Origin of the sequence: Actinopolyspora mortivallis (assembly GCF_003001495.1) — a bacterium.
Taxonomy (GTDB): Bacteria; Actinomycetota; Actinomycetes; order Mycobacteriales; family Pseudonocardiaceae; genus Actinopolyspora; species Actinopolyspora mortivallis_A.
This window is the reverse complement of sequence record NZ_PVSR01000042.1, coordinates 12,680-30,383: the sequence shown is the minus strand read 5'-3', so window position 1 is coordinate 30,383 and position 17,704 is coordinate 12,680. Positions and strand designations below refer to the sequence as shown.

The following is a 17,704-nucleotide window of genomic DNA, read 5'->3' as shown; positions in this document are numbered from 1 at the left end:
TTCCCCACCCGTCCACCTACCAGCCTCCGATCAGCGACAACCCCGAGGAAATCAACCAGTGGGTGCGTCAGGCCCGCGAGAAACTGCCCGAACGCCCCGACGGCCGCGGAAAAACAGTCGGCATCCTCCGCGGCATCCCCGGATTCGGTGACATCGAAATCCGAAGCGGCGGCAGAGGACGGCCGATCTGGAATGCTGGACGTGAACGCTGGGAACGCCAGTGGACCACCGAGACTGTCGAGGAGGCTGAGCAGCGCCGTCGGGACCTGATCAGTCGCATCGACACGGTGCTGGTCACCAACCAGTGGTTCTCCGGTGACCGGCTGAACGTCGGACCTCCCGGTGTCTCCCAACACGTCGAAACACAGGCTGCGATGCGGATGCGTGAAGCAGGTGTCACCCACGGAGCCGTGACCATCAACAACGAGATGTGCAGCGGTCGATGGCGCTGCGAACGAGCGATCCAGGCCATCCTGCCGAAAGGTTCGGTGCTGGACGTGTGGGAGCCCGGAGCTACCCAGCCGCGACGTATCGAAGGACAGGCATGACCACCATCGACACCCCCATCGTCGTCACCGCGATCCCCGACGGCAATCCCGCCCTCCATGCGGACACCAGCGAGGACACCCACACCCTGATCGAACGAGTACTCGCCATCGACACCGAGCAACGCCGCACCACCCTCGTCTGCGCCTGGGATCGCCCCGCACGCTCCCAGCACGACGAAGGCGGCAGTCTCTACCCGGACAGCTACCTCCGGGTGGCCAGCCATCCCCCCACAGGTTGGGGCGCGTTGTGGTGGGTCGGTGAACATCACGGCCGGCCCTCCCTGCTGGTCACCCACGACCCCACCGGCCCGCACGACCGCCCCGAACTGACCTTCGACATCGACGCCGACGAGTTCTTCCCCACCACGGCCGCGTTGCCTCTCGAGGCCGTGCGCCGCGCTCTGCACGACTACATCAGCACCGCACAGCTACCCACCCGCGTGGGCTGGCAACCCACCATGATGCTGCTCTGAACACGGGAGAAACCAACGGCGCGGAAAAGCACCGTGAACCGTCGCTTGATACACAAGGCTATTCCCCCAGCGGGATAGCACTACTAAGATCGCAAGCCTCGAAGTAGTCCCCGCCCACGCGGGCAGGCAGCGCCGACCTTCCGGGGCCGGCGCGGGCACACACCCCCAACAGGCATCACAACTCGATAACGTAGCCACGAAGCCGCAGGGCAATACGTGTGTTCCCCGCACACGCGGGGATGGACCCACTTTCAGCGGGCCCATCCGGATCGGCATCCGGTGTTCCCCGCACACGCGGGGATGGACCCACGGCGGTTTGCTGGTGTGCCGGTTTCGACGGGTACGCCCCGCACACGCGGGGATGGACCTGTTGCTGACCGTGCCCTGGGATCGTTTGATTTGTATTCCCCGCACACGCGGGGATGGACCGGTTCCGTCGAGGACCGGCCTGGGTCAGAGGACGTGGTGGTTGAGAAGGGGAAGTGTGTGGCAACACGCCACGAGATTCCGAAGCACCTGATCGGCGTGTCGATCACGAACCGGTCACAGCCGGGGTACGGCTGTCCTGAAAACCCCTGCTCAACTGCCGTGGCGCCAGCCCTCCGAGGCTGGCGAGGATCGCAACTGCGAAGTCTGCACGTCCCGCGAATCCAGCGAGACCAGTGGCGCCAGCCCTCCAGGGCTGGCGAGGATCGCAACGGGATCTGGGGTGGGCTGACCGGCACCGAACGAGCCGGTGGCGCCAGTCCTCCGGAGCTGGCGAGGAGCACAACCGAAACACGTAGGGAGCACGCTGAACAGGAAATCAGGGCCCCTGCTGCTGGCACCGTTGCTTCTCGGAACAAAAGTGATTCCCACAGCAGCAAAGCGCTGTTAAGATCGCAGGTCGCAAAGGGGTGAGCCCCGCGCACGCGGGGATGGACCGCTGTGGCTGATGACGAACTCAAAGCCGGACGTGTAAGCCCCGCGCACGCGGGGATGGACCGCCCAGTTTTCTTCCGGGAACTTCGATTTGGGAGTGAGCCCCGCGCACGCGGGGATGGGCCGTGGTGGGCCAGTTTTAGGCAAAATCGGGCCACGCACTCGCGGCGCACGCGGGGGATACCCAGGAGCTGGCGAGGATCGCTGAGGCGGCACTGCTTCCCCCACTCACTCACCGGACTCGAAGTCCCGGAGGAGAGCCCCGGCGTCTCCCTCCGCCCGGAAACCGGCCCGTACTAGTCTGCTTCCCGTGCCGTACCCGATCCCGGATCCACACCGGACCGGAACGCTCGACGTCGGCGAGGGGCACCGGATCCACTGGGAGGTTCGCGGCGCCCCGGACAGCGAACCGGCCGTGGTGCTGCACGGCGGCCCCGGCTCCGGGGCCCTGCCCGGCTGGCAGCGGTTCTTCGACCCCGACCGCTACCGGGTCGTGCTGTTCGACCAGCGCGGCTGCGGACGCAGCACCCCGCACGCGGGCGACACGGTCGCCGCGCTGAACCACAACACCACCGCGCACCTGATCTCCGACCTGGAACGGCTGCGCGAACACCTGGGCATCGAGCGCTGGCTGCTCTTCGGGGCCTCGTGGGGCAGCACCCTCGGCCTGGCCTACGCCGTGGAACACCCGCAACGGGTCAGCGAGCTGGTGCTGTGGTCCGTGGTGACCACCCGCGCCCACGAGGTCGCGTGGATGACCCACACCATGGGCCACGTCCACCCCCACGAGTTCGCCGAACTGCTGCACCACCTGCCCGCCGAACGACGCGACGGCAACATCCCGGCGGCCTTCCACGACCTGCTCGTGCACCCCGACCCCGAGATCCACCACGCGGCCGCCCGCGCCTGGTGCGCCTGGGAGGACCGCGTGGCCACGCTGAGCGGGCCCGTCGAGCCCAGCCCCCGCTACGAGGACCCCCGGTTCCGGCTCGGGTTCGCCCGGCTGGTGACGCACTACTTCGGCAACCACGCCTTCCTGCCCGACGACGGCATCACCGGCCGACTCCACCGCATCGCGCACCTGCCCGCCCTCCTGGTGCGCGGACGAGTCGACATCGCCTCCCCGCTCAGCGCCGCCGTCGAGGTGGCGGAGCGCCTGCCGCGCTCCCGCCTGCACGTCGTGGAGGACGAGGCGCACTCGGCGGGCCCGGAGACGGAGCGGCTGCTGACCGCCGCGCTCGACGAAGCGGCCTCCCGACGGGACTAGCGCGACCGGGCGGCACCGCCCCCGAACCCGTGACGGAACGCGGTCGGTCCGACTAGGCTCGATCACCGTGGAACAGCGACGTCTGGGCAACTCCGGCCTCGTGGTCAGCGCCATCGGCCTGGGATGCAACAACCTGGGCAGACCGGGGACCACGACCGAGTCCCCCGACGGAGTCCAGGCCGTGGTGGACCGGGCGCTGGAGTCGGGAATCACCTTCTTCGACGTGGCCGACGTGTACGGAGCCCCACGGGGACGCAGCGAGGAGTTGCTGGGCAAAGCCCTCAACGGCCGTCGCGAACACGCGGTCATCGCCACGAAGTTCGGCATGGACATGCAGGGGGCCAACGGCCCCGACTTCTCCGCGCGGGCCTCGCGCCGCTACGTACGACGCTCCGTGGAGTCCTCGTTACGCCGGCTCGACACCGACTGGATCGACCTGTACCAGCTGCACCGCCCCGACCCGCTGACCCCGCTGGAAGAAACACTGTCCGTGCTGGACGATCTGGTGCACGAGGGCAAGATCCGCTACATCGGACACTGCAACCTCGCCGGCTGGCAGACGGTCGACGCGGCCTGGACCGCCTCGGACGCCGGGCTGACCGCCCCCGTGTCGGCCCAGATCCACTACTCCCTGCTGGAACGGGAGGCCGAACGGGAGGTCGTGCCCGCCTGCGCCAAGTTCGGGGTGGGACTCATCCCGTACTTCCCTCTGGCCAACGGACTGCTGACCGGCAAGTACCGCCAGGGGCAGGCACCTCCGGAGGGCAGCAGGCTCTCCGGGCGGGAGCGCCTGCTCGCCGACGCGCCCTGGGAACGCATCGAACGGCTGCGCGGCTTCGCCGAACAACGCGGCATCTCCATGCTCGCCATCGCCCTGGGCTGGCTCGCCGCCCAACCCACGGTCGGTTCCGTGATCAGCGGGGCCACCACCCCGGAGCAGGTGGAGAGCAACGCCATGGCCGGCCAGTGGCGGCCCACCCGCGAGGACCTGGACGAGATCGACGCGATCAGCCCGCCCGCCCTGCACTAGGAACCTCGCCGTCCGCCGCGTCCGCGGCCAACCACGCTCCGGGTTTCCCGAACCACGGAGATTCCCTTACTCACCGAACGGACAGTAGGCTACGGCGCGATCCGCGAGGAACGTGAGGAGGACACATGCTGGCCAGGCAGACAGCCGCCATCGTCACCGGAGGTGCCTCCGGACTCGGCGCGGCCACCGCGCGCAGGCTGGCCTCCGACGGGGCCCGGGTGTTCGCCGTGGACCTGCCGGACGCCGTGCGGGCCGCCGAGGAGGTGGAGGGGGTCACCCTCGTGGCGGCCGACGTCACCGACGCCGAGCAGGTGCAGGCCGCCGTGGACCGGGCGAGCTCGGCGGAGGTGCCGCTGCGCGTGGTGGTGAACTGCGCGGGCATCGGCCCCTCCGCGCGGATAGCGGGACGCAAGGGACCCCACGACCTCGACATGTTCCGCAAGGTCGTCGAGGTCAACCTGGTCGGCACGTTCAACACGCTGCGGCTGGCCGCGGCGGCCATCGGCGAGACCGAGGCCGACGAGCAGGGCCAGCGCGGCGTGGTGGTCAACACCGCCTCCATCGCCGCCTACGACGGCCAGATCGGCCAGGCCGCCTACGCGGCCTCCAAGGGCGGGGTGGCCAGTCTGACCCTGCCCGCCGCCCGGGACCTGGCCTCGCTCGGCATCCGGGTCATGACGATCGCCCCGGGGATCGTGGACACCCCGATGCTGGCCACGGTGGACGAGGAGATCCGGGCCGGGCTGGCCGAGGGGGTTCCGTTCCCCAAGCGTCTCGGCACCCCCGAGGACTACGCCCGGCTGGTGTCCGACATCGTCGAGCACGACTACCTGAACGGGGAGGTCATCCGCATGGACGGTGCACTGCGGATGGCGCCCAAGTAACCGGGCGGCGCGGGCCGGGGTCCGGCCGGGTGGCCGGCCCCGCCCGTGGGCGGAGACTGCGGCCCCTCCGTCGGTGGTGCACGATGCTGCCGAGGAAGCACGTGAGGGGTGTGTGATGACGCGGACGATGAAGGCCGTGCAGTACCGCCGGGTGGGCGACAGCCCCGAGGTCGTCGAGGTGGACGTGCCCGAACCCGGGCCGGGCCAGGTGCTGCTCAAGGTGGACGCCGCCGGGATGTGCCACTCGGACATAGCGGTGATGAGCTGGTCGGCCGAGGAGTTCCCCTACCCGCTGCCGCTGACCCTGGGCCACGAGGGGGCGGGCACCATCAGCGCGTTCGGCCCCGGAACCCACCGGTACTCCGAGGGGGACCGGGTGGCGGTGTACGGACCGTGGGGCTGCGGGCTGTGCCGCGCCTGCGCCTACGGCGAGGAGAACTACTGCCGCCGGGCCGACCGGCTGGGCATCCGCCCACCGGGCCTGGGCGCGCCGGGAGCCATGGCCGAGTACCTGCTGGTCGATGACGAACGGCACCTGGTGCCGCTGCACGGCCTGGACCCGGTGGAGGCCGCCCCGCTCACCGACGCGGCGCTCACCCCCTACCACGCGATCAAGAAGTCCCTGCCGAAACTGGTTCCCGGCAGCACCGCCGTGGTGATCGGCGCGGGCGGGCTCGGACACGTGGGCATCCAGTTGCTGCGCGCCCTGAGCCCGGCGCGGGTGGTGGCGCTGGACATCAACGACCAGAAGATGGAACTGGCCCGCAGCGTGGGCGCGCACCGGACCGTGCGTTCCGACGAGAACGCCCCCGAGCAGATCCGCGAGCTCACCTCGGGGAACGGGGCCGAGGCGGTGTTCGACTTCGTGGGCGCCACGGCCACCACCCGCATCGCGGCCCGCTCGGTCGCCACCGAGGGCGACCTCACGATCGTGGGGATCGGCGGGGGTTCGGTTCCGGTCGGCTTCGGCACCCTCCCCTTCGAGGTGGCGGTCTCCGCCCCCTACTGGGGCAGCCGTGGGGAGTTGCTGGAGGTGCTGGAGCTCGCCCGCAGCGGCGAGGTGCGGGTGCACGTGGACTCCTTCCCACTGGAGGAGACCCCCGAGATCTACGAGCGGTTCCACCGCGGGGAGATCCCCGGGCGAGCCGTGATCGTGCCGTAGGGCGCACCGCCGCGACACCCGCCTCCGAGGGGCGTCCGAGTCACGCGCCGGAGCCCGGATCGTGAGTCTCGGGCGCCGCCCTCCGGAGCCGTCCGTACCGGAAGGCTCCGGAACGGGCTGCCCTCGGGCGGCTCAGATATCCCCGGTGTGGGGGATCTCCAGCACCGCCTCGGAACTCATCCACCGCCGGATGGCCAGGGTGGCCCGCACGTCGTCCTCGTTGTACTCCAACAGCCGGTCCCGCTGCGCCGGATCCGGCCGCCCGCCACGGAAACCGACCGCGTCCCGGTACCAGCGCATCGAGTTCTCCCCGCCGGCCTCGGCGTCCCGCCACGTGAAACCCGCGTTCGGGGCGATCACCTTCAGCCCCTTCCCGTGGGGGCACAGGAACTGGTCCCGCACCACCGCGAACACGTCCACCCACTCCCGGGACTCGACGAAACGGCGCACCTCCTCCACGGAGGGAATCCCGGGCTTGCCGGCGAAACGCTCCGCCGAACTCAGCATCCACCTGTTCTCGGCCAGCTCGTTGTAGCAGTAGGCCCGGAAGGTGAGCCCGTGCTCGTGGGCGGCCCGGCGCAGGGAGGTGAACCACCCCCAGAACTCGGCGAAGGAGCGGGCCTCGTCGTCGGAGGGCAGGGGGTCCCAGGTCACGAACCCCCGGTAACCGGGTTCGGTGCCCAGCAGCGCGGCCGGGTCCCCGTCCTGCCGCCGCATCCCCGGCTCGTCGCGGCCGGGATAGGACACCAGGGTCCCCCACAGGTAGGCCCCCGAGTCGGCGTAGCTCTCCATGTCCACGTCGACCTCGACGTCCCCCCGTGGGATGCCGACCTCCGGCACACGGCGCACCAGGGAGAGTCCACGCAGCCAGGCCCGGGCCAGCAACACCGCCTCGGTGAGGCGTTTGGGCGACAGCGGCGGGGTCCGGAGGTCCGCGACGGTGAGCGCGGCCAGCTCGTCCACCCGGTGCACCCCGTGACGTCGCAGCCGCACCGCGTCCTCGCCGCGCACCACGAGGCTCACGTCCCGGGAGGAACGCAGCTGGGGCTCGCACACCGGCCACCAGGGGCAGCCCTTGCACTCCAGCACACGACTCGGCTGGGCCAGCGCCTCCCTGCCCTCGGCCGCCGCCCGCGCGACGGCCAGACGGTCGGAGAACCGTTCGTCGTACTCCCCGAGCACGCTGCGCCCACCCGACCAGGTGGGTTTTTCGAGGTCGTGCCAGACCACGACCTCGGCGTCGGAGCCGATGCTGCCGCCCCACAGGCGCCCGGCGGGCCGCATCCCGCACGCCTGTAACAGGCGCACGGCGTGGGCCAGCCGTAACAGGTCCCGCGCCTGCGAACGCGCCTTGCGCCGGGGATCGTAACCGGCCGCCTCCGGGGTGGGCTCGGTGATCGGGGAGGTCCGGGCGCCCTTGCCGGGATCGGCGACCTTGTGCCGCACCACGAGCACCGGCACGTAGCCGGTGCCGCTGCGCACCAGCAGCTCCACCTCGCCCTCGCGCCCCCCGTGAACATCCCTGGGCAGCCGAGCGCCGGAGATGTAGTCGAGCCCGTCGCGCATCGCGGCGAGCGTGGCGGCCTCGCGCTCCTCGGCGGAGTCCTCCCGGGAGATCTCCGTCCAGCCGTCGAGGGACCGACCGAGCCTGCGGGCCACCTCCCTGCGGTACTCGGCGGCGTCGGCGATGCGCTGTTCCGATCCGGGATCCGCCGGGGCGCGGGGGACGTCGACCATCTCCGGGTCGTTGTCGAGATGCACGCGGCGGCGACAGCGCGTCACCACGCTGCCGTCCAACAGCACCTCGGAAGCCACGGACGCAGGGTATGTCCTCATCCTGCCGAGTAACTCCATCACCCCGGTGAGAGATACGACATGTCCGATCCGACACGGGAGCCCCACCGGCGAGTGACCGCCGTGGTGTCCGGGCACGGACTCCCGGGGCACCCGGACGCGAGAGTACGCCCATCCCACGGAGCCCCCGGCACGGCCACGCCGAGGCGCTCCCGAAACACCCGCGACCACACGACGTGTCCGACTGGTCGTGTCGCCGTAGCGAGCGGCCGTGGTAGTGCCTAGACTGATCCGCGCAGCACAGCCACACCGAGTCGGCCCGGAGGTGTTCGCCGTCATGGCAGGTTCCCAGCGGAGGAAACACGCGGCCGAGGCGACATCCGGGATGCGCCGCCGCGCTCGTCGCGCGCAGCGGCGCGAGGAGCGCGGCCGGCGCCGGGAGGAACGCAGAACCGCCAAGGCCGTGCGCAAGGGCGAACACGGGCGCGTCACCCCGGGCAACGCCAAGAAGGTGGTGGGCGTGACCAGGATCGTCGGCCCCGTGGTGGCCCCCTACCTCGCGCGGGCCGCTGCCACGGCGCGGGAGGGCTACGAGAGGTTCCGGGCCCGCAGGCTCGGGGTGGCCGTGGAGGACGTGTCCCGCTTCACCGGACGCGGGGCCGCGCTGCACGCCCGGATCGCCGGCGACGCCACCGCGCTGGAGAACCTGCTGGCCAGCCGGAGCGGGAACGAGGGCGAGGAGTCCGTGCGGAGTTTCGTGGAGTCCTCCCGGCAGCGCCTGGACGAGCTGTCCGGGGTGGTGCGGGCGGCCGAGCGGATGCCGGCGGCCAGACGCCGCGCCGCCCACCGGGCGGTGGACGGCGAGTTGGGCAGGATCGAGGACGACCTGCTGCGGCGTTTCGGGGTGCGCGCCTGAGGAGGTCCCGACGGAGTCGTGCTCACCGGTTCTTCGGGGGCAGCGCCGAGTCCTCGCGCAGCGCCTTCCACAGCTCCTTCGCCTCGGACTCCTTCGGGACCAGCCGGTTCGGCCGCGCCGAGGAGGCGGCCACGGGCAGGGTGCGGAAGTCGACCCGTTCCGGGGACATCCCCCGCAGCGACCGGGTCAGGGACCACAACGCCCCCAGGGAGGCCAGCTCCTCGTCGGTGGTCAGGGAGCTGGTGGCCGTGTCGAGCACGCGGTGCAGCCGGACCGGGTCGGTCAGCAGCCCCGTCCTGTCGACCTGACGCAGCAGGGCCCTCAGGAACTTCTGCTGGAGCTCGATCCGGGCCAGGTCGCTGCCGTTGCCCACGCCGTGGCGGGTGCGCACCAGCCCCAGCGCCTGTTCCCCGGTGAGCCGCTGGGTTCCGGCGGGCAGGTCGAGACCGGCGTAGGAGTCCTCGATGGGCTCGGACAGGGTGATCCGCACTCCGCCCAGGGTGTCCACCAGCTTCTCGAAACCGGCGAAGTCCACGGCCACGGCGTGGTCCAGACGCAGGTCACCCAGCTTTTCCACCGTGGCCACGGTGCAGACCAGCCCGCCCCGCGCGTAGGCGGAGTTGAACATGACGTCGCGGGCCGGCGGGATCGTGTCCCGGTCCTGACCGGGGCACTCGGGGCGGTCGACGAGCGTGTCCCGGGGGATGCTGACCACGGCCGCCTTCCGCCTGCCCTCGGCCAGGTGCACCACCATGGCGGTGTCGGAACGCCGCCCCGCGACGTCGCCGTACTCCCCGTTCGCGCCCGCGCGGGAGTCCGAGCCGAGCAGCAGGATGTTCAACGCCTCCGAGGGGTTCTCCGGCGGACGGTCGGAGGACAGCCACCCGTCGACGTCCACCGAGGTGATGTTGCCGTCCAGTTCCCGGTAGACCAGTGCCCCCAGGAAGGCCAACACCAGCAGCAGGGCGAGCCCGCCCCGCAGCACCCACCGGCCCGGCGAGCCCCTCCTCCTTCCGGCGGGGGGCTGGGGGGAGTCGCCGGAGCCTCCGGCCTCCGAGCGGGCCGGGCGTGTGCTCTTCTCCCGCGAGTGCCCGGAGGTTGCCCCCATCAGGCTCCCCTCCGGGACGGCCCGGGGGACCCGGCCGGGCCGGTCGCGGGCGGGTCACCGTGACCGCCTTCGGCGGTTGCGCTCCGGCAGCACGTCGGCGAGAGGTTCGGCATAGCGTTCGGCCCCCGGTGGTTCGACGTGACCACTGTCACTTTCCACCAGGGTGGGGTACCCCTCGGAGCGAGGTTTCAATCCGGTGTTCCCGGCGGGATACTCCTCCCCGAGGATTTCCCGAGAGGAACTCGTATACTGTCCGGGAAAGCGGGACCACCGTCCGGAGTGCCGGGGCCGGTCCCGGCGACGAAACCTCCGGAGTGGCGGACCCGGCGTGTTCCGTGACATATCCCGGCGGAGACAGTACGCTGCCACTCGCACACCGAACGCCGCCTGGGATGCGACGGACAACGGAACGCGTATCGCATCGCACGAAGAAATTCCGCGATGCGAAAAGGAAGCTCGTGTCGCCGAACGGTCACTTCGCGTCGGTGAGTTGTCCGAATTCGGCCCGACCGAACCTCGCTCATCCCGGTCCCCGGAGGGACCGAGGACTCACCGGTACGGCGTCCACCGCACCGTGAAGTCACGCTCGCGCATGGAACGCAACCTCTTGCGCAGCTCGCCCGCCAGCGAGGGGTTGCTGCCCAGCACCGGCAGCACACTGACCGTGATCTTGAGCTCCCGCAGGTCACGCAACACCGGGAAGCCCTCCCAGGCCACCACGTCGAAACCGTAGGCCGCCACGAGCTGACGATAGGCCTCGGGAGAACGCCCCAGACGCAGGTAGCCCACCGCCATCGGGGTCAGGTCCCACTCCGGCGGACCGGCGCACAGCGAGTCGAAGTCGCACAGCACCGGCCCCTCGGGGCCGATGATGACGTTGCCCAGGTGCGCGTCCCCGTGCACGGTGCCCCGGGGCAGGGCGAACTCCAGCTCCTCCAGACGCCGTTCCACGGAGTCGCAGTGCCGTTTCAGGAAGTCCCGGTCCCGCGGGTCGAGCTCGTGCTCGCCCTCCGCGAGACGCCTGCGGGCGTCCGCGACCGGCTGCCACTCCCCCACCGAGGGCGGGATCTCCAGGGCGTGCAGGGAACGCAGCAGCGTCCCCAGGTCGTAGCCGGTCGGCGGTGTCCCCGTGTCCGGCACCTCCTCCCACACGGTGGCCACGTAGCCCCCGGCCCGCACCGGTTGGCGCAGCCCGGGCAGCAGCCGCACGGAGGGCATCCCCCGTTCGGTGAGCCAGCGTGCGGCCTCGACCACATTGTCCGCCCGGTAGGCCAGTGACGAGGTGAGCACCACACGCACCACCACGGGAGCGGTGCGCAGCAGGAAGACCCCGTTGTTGACGAAACGCAGCAGTTTCGCCCCGCGCGGGTCCAGCCCCGCCGCGGCACACACCTCGTCCAGGGCCTTGCCCAGTTCACGCGGAACCTCGGGCTCTCGGGCGGAGTCGGGCGGAAAAGTCATGTTCGCCGATGTCATGGGCTGTCTGCTGCGGAGTAATCGCGCCCTCGGCGCGCTGTCGGGTCGTTCACCGGAGCTGATCAAATCGAACGGTTCTCCCGGAAGACACGGACCTGCTCGGAGAACTCGCGGGCCTCCGCGTTCCTGACGTGCTTGGCGGCCTCCCGCTCCAGGGGAAGCAGCCGGTCCGGAACACGCGCCGACTTCACCTGCGCACCGATGTCGAGCGCCCGTCTGCCGACCCTGATCCCCTGTTGGACGTCACCGGCCCTGATGTGGTTCGTGGCCTGCATGCCCAGCACGAAGACGTGACTGCGCTGCATGTCGACGTCGTACTTCTCGTTCGACTTGATCGTCTCGGCCACCGCCAGCGGCGCGTAGCGGTCCGGTTCGTGTTCGGCCATCGCGTCGTGGACCGAGCCGATCGCGGCGTGCAGGTCGGTCTCGTTGAAGAACCGCACCCAGTCCGGCGCCTCGTCCAACCTGGCCCTCGCGAACTCGTCCTTGGTCCTGCCCAGCATCTTCGCCACCTGGTCGGGGCGATTCAGCATTCCGTAGGCCCATCCCTCGTTGGCGCACATGACGGCGACCGTCAACGACGATCCCGACTCCTGGGCCGCGATCTGTCCCAGTTGGAACAGCTTCAACGCCTCGTTCGGCTGGTGGTAGTGCAGGTAGACCCGCCCCATCCGGTAGAGCACGTTGGCCACCAGGCTGTCGTCGCCGGCCTGCCTGGCGAACTGCAACGCCTGCCCGAAGTGGCTGCGTGCCGGGTCCATCAACCCCATGTCGAACGAGGTCCACCCCGCCAGGCTGTGCATGTCGGCCAGCGAGGTGAACAACTGCTGTTTGACCTGATCGGTGCAACTGGCGTGCAGCAGTTGCTTCGCCCAGTGCAGCTGGGCCACGACGGCGTCACGGCAAGTCCCCCCGCCGTAACGATAGTCCAGGTCGCGCAACGCCTTGGTCGCCGCCTGAATCTGCTGAACGTCGGCCATACCGATACGCGAGGGCGCGGGAGTCTGCGCATTGGCCGTCAGCCAGTCCCCCTCCTCCGCGCCGAGGACGGAAGCCCCCATAGCAACCGCCGCGGCATGGGACAGAAACTTCCGACGCTTCACCGTCTCGTCCTCCTCAGCCGGGGAGTCGCCGTCATCCGAATCGGCGACTCTCACTGCCGTCGCCCCGTCATAGGCGAGGCCCATGTACCCCCTCGGGACGCCGAGACCGTCAGCGATGCGGGCCAGCACGTCATAGGCGATGACCTGCCTGCCCTTGAGGATCTCCGAAACCTCGGACTGCGACTGACCAGTGGCCGCGGCGATCTGGCGCTGGGACACACCGTGCTTGCGCAGCAGCTTGTAGATGTCGCTGATGTTCCGACTCGCCAGCGCTTCCCTCATCTCCCGTCCGTCCCAGACATCGGGTGTAACGAGAGAGCCGCTCGAACCGATGGTGTTCATTCGAAGACCCCTCTACGCTTCTCGGGCGTCGGCCGCAGACTAAGGCTCCGCACAGAAGACGGTGAAGCGGACACTGTGGCCGGTGATCGGTGCGACCGAACTCCACGAACCGCTCATCGCGCGGTAAGTCCGGTCGTCGCCCACCACCTAGCCAGTCGGCCACCCCACGTTCCAATCTAGTCCTCGGCAGACAACGGAAGCACCGAGAGGACATCAGCGACGTGGTTTCCTACGAACGACCCGAGCCCGAGGAACCGGTGGGATCCGCCCCCCGATCGGAAGACCACCGGGACGCCTCCGGGGAGTTCGGCGGACACAGCCACGGTCGGATGTGGTGTCGCGACGTCAACCACACGCCGCGCAGCCTCGAGGTGCTCGTCAACCGGGACAGGGTGGTTCTCGCCGGACCGCCCGGTGCGACCGCCGCGTTGACGACCGACCGGGCCGGTCGGTTGAGTTCGGCGCTGCGGTTCGCCGCTGACCAGGCGAGAAAGTGACGGTGACGTACGGTGGACACGATTCTGGGACAGGTTCTGCGCGACGCGGTCTGGGAACGGCTCGATGTGCTCTCCGAGCTGGCTAACCGCGCGGACGCGCCGTCCCTGCTGTCCGTGGCACGTTCGGAACTCCCGCGCCTGACCGCGGGATGGCGGACGCTGCTGACCGCGCACGAACCGGACGAACGAGGGAACTGCCCGGAGTGCTCGACGTGGCTGCGCCAGCGCAAGGCACCCTGCGCCGTGTGGCGCTCGGCCTACGAGCACTTGGTGGCGGGCGGCCTCGCACCCCGTCCCGCACGGCACCTGCGACCGGCGCAGCAGCTGCGCCGTGCGGCGCCGGTGCCGTAAAAGCAGGCGGGCCGGGTTCCGCACGCCGTATCCCCCGAACCGGCGGCGGAACCGCTGCCCGTCCGTTGACCGGTGGTCGGCATGACGTGCCCCCCGACCACGGATATGCCGACCACCGGTCTCCCCCCGTCCCGGTCCGAACACACGGTCCGGGCACAACCGAACACGGAACCCGGCGGCCACACGAGGTCTCCCCGCCTCCCTCCCCGTTCCTCGTGTGGTCTCCCCCGACTTCCGCGAGCCGGTGCCGATGTTTACTCCCCTCCCCCGAACCGGTACCGGCTTGCGGATTCCAGCCGCTCCGTCACCGAGAACCGACACACGAAACACCCCGTGGGTGACGGAGCCGTCCCGGAATCCCGGCACTCGTTTCCCCCCTGGCGAGTGCCGGGATTCCGGTGTGTCGGGCTCGGTCCCACCGGGACGGCGAGCCGGAGCGTCTCCGCGCGGGAGGACTACCTGCGCCGCAGTCTCGCCCGGGAACGCAGTCCCACGTCCAGACGCGTGCCCTCCGCCCGTGAGCCGCGTGGCAGGGGTTCGGTGTGCTGGGCGGGGACCATCATCAACGGTTGACGCCTGCCCAGCAGGGGCGAGTAGGCGGGGACGAAACCCTGGTCGATGAGGGAGACCGCGAAGTCCACCGCCACATAGCCACGCGTGTCCAGCACACCGGTTCCCTGCCAGGGCAACAGCCCGGAACCACCCAGATAGGTGAATCCGCAGCGTCCTCTGGTGACCGCACTGACCGTCAGCCGGATCCGGGGGCTGAACAGCTCCTCGTAGCCCAGTTCCTCGTCCACCCGCATGGTGGACAGGTAGCGGATGGCGTTGTGCCAGGCGCGGCGCAGCACCGCCACCCTGGCCTGACGTGTCTCCGGGGAGATGTGCGTGTCCACGAGGTTGTACACGTCGGCGTAGACCGTGCGCGCCCAGCCGAGCCGGTCCGCTCCGGCGGGCACCGGAACCGGCACGGAGTAGACCATCGACATGACCATCTCCCGGAACAGGCCCAGCGACCGCGCGGTGCCGCGCTCCGGGGCCCCCTCCCAGCGCTCGGCCCGTTCCTGGACGCGGTCGAGTGTGCGCAGGGGGTTGTCGGTGATGTCCAGGTCGGCCACGGCCCGTTCCAGGGAACTCCGGAAGGTGCGGAACAGCTCGGGACGACGGGACAGCACGGCCGAGCCCAGCCGTTCCCGGGCCACGGCGTCGATCTCCCGGATCGAGACGGACCCGTCGAGACCGACCAGCTCGGCGTACTCGTGGAGCTTGCGGGTGTAGGCCCGGGTCAACGATCCCGGTCTCGGCCGGAAGTGCCTGCCGTCGGTGAGCACGTTGATGCGCAGCCCCGGCGGATACACCCGTCGGGCGGCCTGTTGCAGTTCGCGCAGCCGGACGAGTCCACCGAGCTCGGCGATGTCCGGCAGCGGCCCGTAGGCCTTCAACCGGTTCAACGACTGCTTCACCGGAAAACCGAGCAGCACCACGTCGATCGGTTCACCCCGGGCCACGGAGCCGCCCGCGTCCCGCAGCATGTCGGCCAGGACGTAGTTGGAGCGGGAGCCCTTCAGGAACTGCTTGCGGGTGAACACGTGGTGCAGCGCCCCGAGGGTCCGATACCTGCGCTGCTCACTGTTGTCCGCCTCGTGCACGGCGAACCTGCTCAGCGCCCCGCGCGCGGTCCGCTCGGCCGCCGAGTCGGCGTCGTCCACCACCGAACGCACCAGCGCCTCGGTCTCGGACCCACTCAGGCGCACCGCCCAGCGCTGGGCCGAACGGTTCTCCCGCAGCGCCGCCACCTGGAGCTCCTCCAGCGAGTGGGTGTTGGACAGCACGGGATGCCGCCGTTCCGGTCTCCGGCGGGGGGAGGTCTCGAAACTGTCGATCGCCGGAACCCGCCCGGTCCCGGCACGCGCCGCCGAGGCACCCTCGGCACGTCCGTTCCGCTGCCTCGGCAGCCTCCTGCCGGAGGACAGCGCGACCACGAGCGCGCCGTGGGGGTCGACGGGCGAGCGGAGTTCGGCGGCGAACCCGTCGTCGAAGACCGCCACGACCTCGCCGTGCCCCAGCTCGCGCAACCGACGCACCGTCCATCCCGCCAGGGACTCCACGGTCGGTTCCGGGACGTGGATCAGGTCGGCCTCCGGCACCCCGGTCTCGTCCAACACCCTCCGGACCCGGTCGCCGTCGCGCTGCCCCGAGACGCAGAAAACCACCCGGCCCCCGGCGTCGCGGACGTCCCACACGAAACGGGGAAGACCGCTGTGGACGGTTCCGCTCCACGCGGGGCCGAGAGGGACGGGCGAGGCCCGGGGATCACCGGGGACCGTTCCGGCGGGCCGTTGGCGGGGGGAGGGGTCCGGGGCGACCAGCCCGCAGGAGGCCAGGTCGATCACCACCATCGGCTGTGGGAAGTCCGGGTGCCAACGGCGTTCCCTGGTGCGTTCCTGCACGGTGTGCAGCACCCGGCGCAACAGCTCGTCCTGCTCGGCGGGCACCGTGTGCACGAAACCGCTCAGCGGATGCCGACCGGACAGCACGTCGGCGCTGTCGGCCTCCAGGTCGCGCAGCTCGGCGGCCACCACGTGGTGCACCGCGGAACGGACCTCTCCCGGGCGGAGGCCGTCCCCTCGGGAGTCGAGCCGTTCGAAGGCGCCGGCGAGGGTGTCCAGGGTCCGGGCCAACGCGCGCATCCCCTCCCGCACCTCCCCGGAGGTGGCGCGGTTGGCGTCGCGCACTCCCACCGAGGGGGTGAACACGATCCTGCCGGTGGCCTGCAACTCCGGGGACAGTTCCACCGCGAGAGTGTCGGCGCGTGGGGTCAGCAGCAGCGAACGCGAGTTCTCCAGTACCAGCCGGAAGACGCGCAGCGGGGGGCGGACGAAGTGCTCCAGGAAGTGGTGCAGCGCGTTCTGCTGACGTTCGAAGCGGTTGTTCAGCACCTCCCCCAACAGACCCGCGGGCAGGGCCGAGCTCGTCTCCAGCAACGCGGGGACCGTCACGGCGACGGTGCCGCCCGGGAAGTCCGGGTGTGCCGGCAGCGGCTCGTGGAAGGCGGGCGCGACACCCGGCCCGGATCCGGTCCCGAGCGTGGCGCAGTGCATCCGCAGTATCGGGTCCTCACCGACCATCTCGACCAGCCGCCACCACTCCCGGTCCGGGGGTCCTCCGTTCGTGGAGATCGTCCGGGGGTCCAGCGAGGCCGCCAGCCGGGCCAACCAGGTCCGGTCGCGGATCCTGCGCGTGCTGCGCAGTCGGATCAACATCCGGTAGAGCCGGCTCCAGGTGGGACGCGTTCCCAACGGGATTCCGCTGCCCGCCCGCTCGCCCACCAGCCAGGTCTGCCTGTGGTGCCGGACGAGGCGCAGCCCGTAGTCGCCACAGGCCAGTACGGAGTTCGCTTCGTCCACGTCGAGGGGCCACGTCCCGAAGGGCCGTACGGTAGCCGTGTTCTTCTCGGGGCCGAGCCGGGGCCGACCGTCCAACGGGTATCTCCTTGCTCTTCCTCGGACAACGCGCGGAGTGTCCGGCCTCCGCGGGTGAACCGCCCGGTTCGGGGACCACCGGGCGAGGAAGCACGTGCACGAACCGCCCGCGCGGGCACTGTTCCGATGCCTGCGTCGCCGCCGCGCCGGCCGCACGGACACACGTCGGTCCGCGGGGGGACGGGCCGGGAAACTCGGGTGACGACGTCCACGGCCAGAGGACACCACGAGTCACCCCGGAATTACGAGAGCGCGCCGACGGAGAGCGTGCGCGGCCCGGCGGGGCACCGCCGGGGTGTCGGTTCGTCCCGACGGCGAACTCGGGGATCGTGGATCTTGTCCTGTGGAAC

The 17,704-nt window shown here is 70.6% G+C and carries 14 protein-coding genes; 9 read left to right on the top strand and 5 right to left on the bottom strand.

Features of this window, described 5'->3' with window-relative positions:
* The 6 genes from CEP50_RS20645 to CEP50_RS17305 all read left to right on the top strand — a co-directional run.
* Window positions 1-548: DddA-like double-stranded DNA deaminase toxin (locus tag CEP50_RS20645; RefSeq protein WP_308729382.1), on the top strand; the 548-nt coding region annotated here is incomplete at its 5' end.
* The gene (locus tag CEP50_RS17325; RefSeq protein WP_106114991.1) at window positions 545-1,021 is read left to right on the top strand and encodes an Imm1 family immunity protein; all 477 of its coding nucleotides are present in this window, start codon (window positions 545-547) and stop codon (window positions 1,019-1,021) included. The genes CEP50_RS20645 and CEP50_RS17325, both read left to right, overlap by 4 nt.
* A gap of 1,231 nt (window positions 1,022-2,252) precedes the next feature.
* Window positions 2,253-3,209, top strand: a complete 957-nt coding sequence (gene pip / locus CEP50_RS17320) for a prolyl aminopeptidase (protein ID WP_106114990.1) — start codon at window positions 2,253-2,255, stop codon at window positions 3,207-3,209.
* 67 nt (window positions 3,210-3,276) lie between these two features.
* Window positions 3,277-4,239 (top strand): aldo/keto reductase, encoded by a 963-nt coding sequence (locus tag CEP50_RS17315; RefSeq protein ID WP_106114989.1) that lies wholly within the window; start codon window positions 3,277-3,279, stop codon window positions 4,237-4,239.
* 125 nt (window positions 4,240-4,364) lie between these two features.
* A complete protein-coding gene (locus tag CEP50_RS17310) occupies window positions 4,365-5,123 on the top strand; it encodes an SDR family NAD(P)-dependent oxidoreductase (protein ID WP_106114988.1) in 759 nt (252 codons plus the stop codon).
* A gap of 127 nt (window positions 5,124-5,250) precedes the next feature.
* Window positions 5,251-6,285: an NAD(P)-dependent alcohol dehydrogenase gene (locus tag CEP50_RS17305; protein ID WP_106114987.1), complete on the top strand. Its 1,035-nt coding sequence runs from the start codon at window positions 5,251-5,253 to the stop codon at window positions 6,283-6,285.
* Window positions 6,286-6,417: 132 nt separating this feature from the next.
* On the opposite strand, the gene CEP50_RS17300 is transcribed toward CEP50_RS17305, so the two are convergent.
* Entirely contained in the window at window positions 6,418-8,100 is a 1,683-nt protein-coding gene (locus CEP50_RS17300; protein WP_106114986.1) for a TM0106 family RecB-like putative nuclease, read from the bottom strand.
* Window positions 8,101-8,416: 316 nt separating this feature from the next.
* On the opposite strand from CEP50_RS17300, the gene CEP50_RS17295 reads away from it, so the two are divergent.
* Window positions 8,417-8,995: a DUF6474 family protein gene (locus CEP50_RS17295; protein WP_181188436.1), complete on the top strand. Its 579-nt coding sequence runs from the start codon at window positions 8,417-8,419 to the stop codon at window positions 8,993-8,995.
* A gap of 22 nt (window positions 8,996-9,017) precedes the next feature.
* Here CEP50_RS17295 and CEP50_RS17290 read toward each other — a convergent pair whose 3' ends face one another.
* From CEP50_RS17290 to CEP50_RS17280, 3 genes are all read right to left on the bottom strand, one after another.
* Window positions 9,018-10,103 carry an LCP family protein gene (locus CEP50_RS17290; RefSeq protein WP_258175383.1) on the bottom strand — a complete coding sequence of 362 codons (1,086 nt, stop codon included), beginning with the start codon at window positions 10,101-10,103 and terminating at the stop codon, window positions 9,018-9,020.
* Between the two features lie 549 nt (window positions 10,104-10,652).
* On the bottom strand, window positions 10,653-11,564 hold the full coding sequence (locus CEP50_RS17285) for a phosphotransferase enzyme family protein (RefSeq protein ID WP_181188435.1): 912 nt from the start codon (window positions 11,562-11,564) through the stop codon (window positions 10,653-10,655).
* A gap of 77 nt (window positions 11,565-11,641) precedes the next feature.
* Entirely contained in the window at window positions 11,642-13,024 is a 1,383-nt protein-coding gene (locus CEP50_RS17280; RefSeq protein WP_106114983.1) for a helix-turn-helix domain-containing protein, read from the bottom strand.
* A gap of 221 nt (window positions 13,025-13,245) precedes the next feature.
* Between CEP50_RS17280 and CEP50_RS17275 the strand changes: the two genes are divergently transcribed.
* Window positions 13,246-13,521, top strand: coding sequence for a hypothetical protein (locus CEP50_RS17275; protein ID WP_106114982.1), 276 nt, complete (start codon window positions 13,246-13,248; stop codon window positions 13,519-13,521).
* Between the two features lie 12 nt (window positions 13,522-13,533).
* Window positions 13,534-13,872, top strand: coding sequence for a hypothetical protein (locus CEP50_RS17270; protein WP_019856091.1), 339 nt, complete (start codon window positions 13,534-13,536; stop codon window positions 13,870-13,872).
* Between the two features lie 455 nt (window positions 13,873-14,327).
* Here CEP50_RS17270 and CEP50_RS17265 read toward each other — a convergent pair whose 3' ends face one another.
* Entirely contained in the window at window positions 14,328-17,354 is a 3,027-nt protein-coding gene (locus CEP50_RS17265) for an L-tyrosine/L-tryptophan isonitrile synthase family protein (protein ID WP_106114981.1), read from the bottom strand.
* Window positions 17,355-17,704 lie beyond the last annotated feature (350 nt).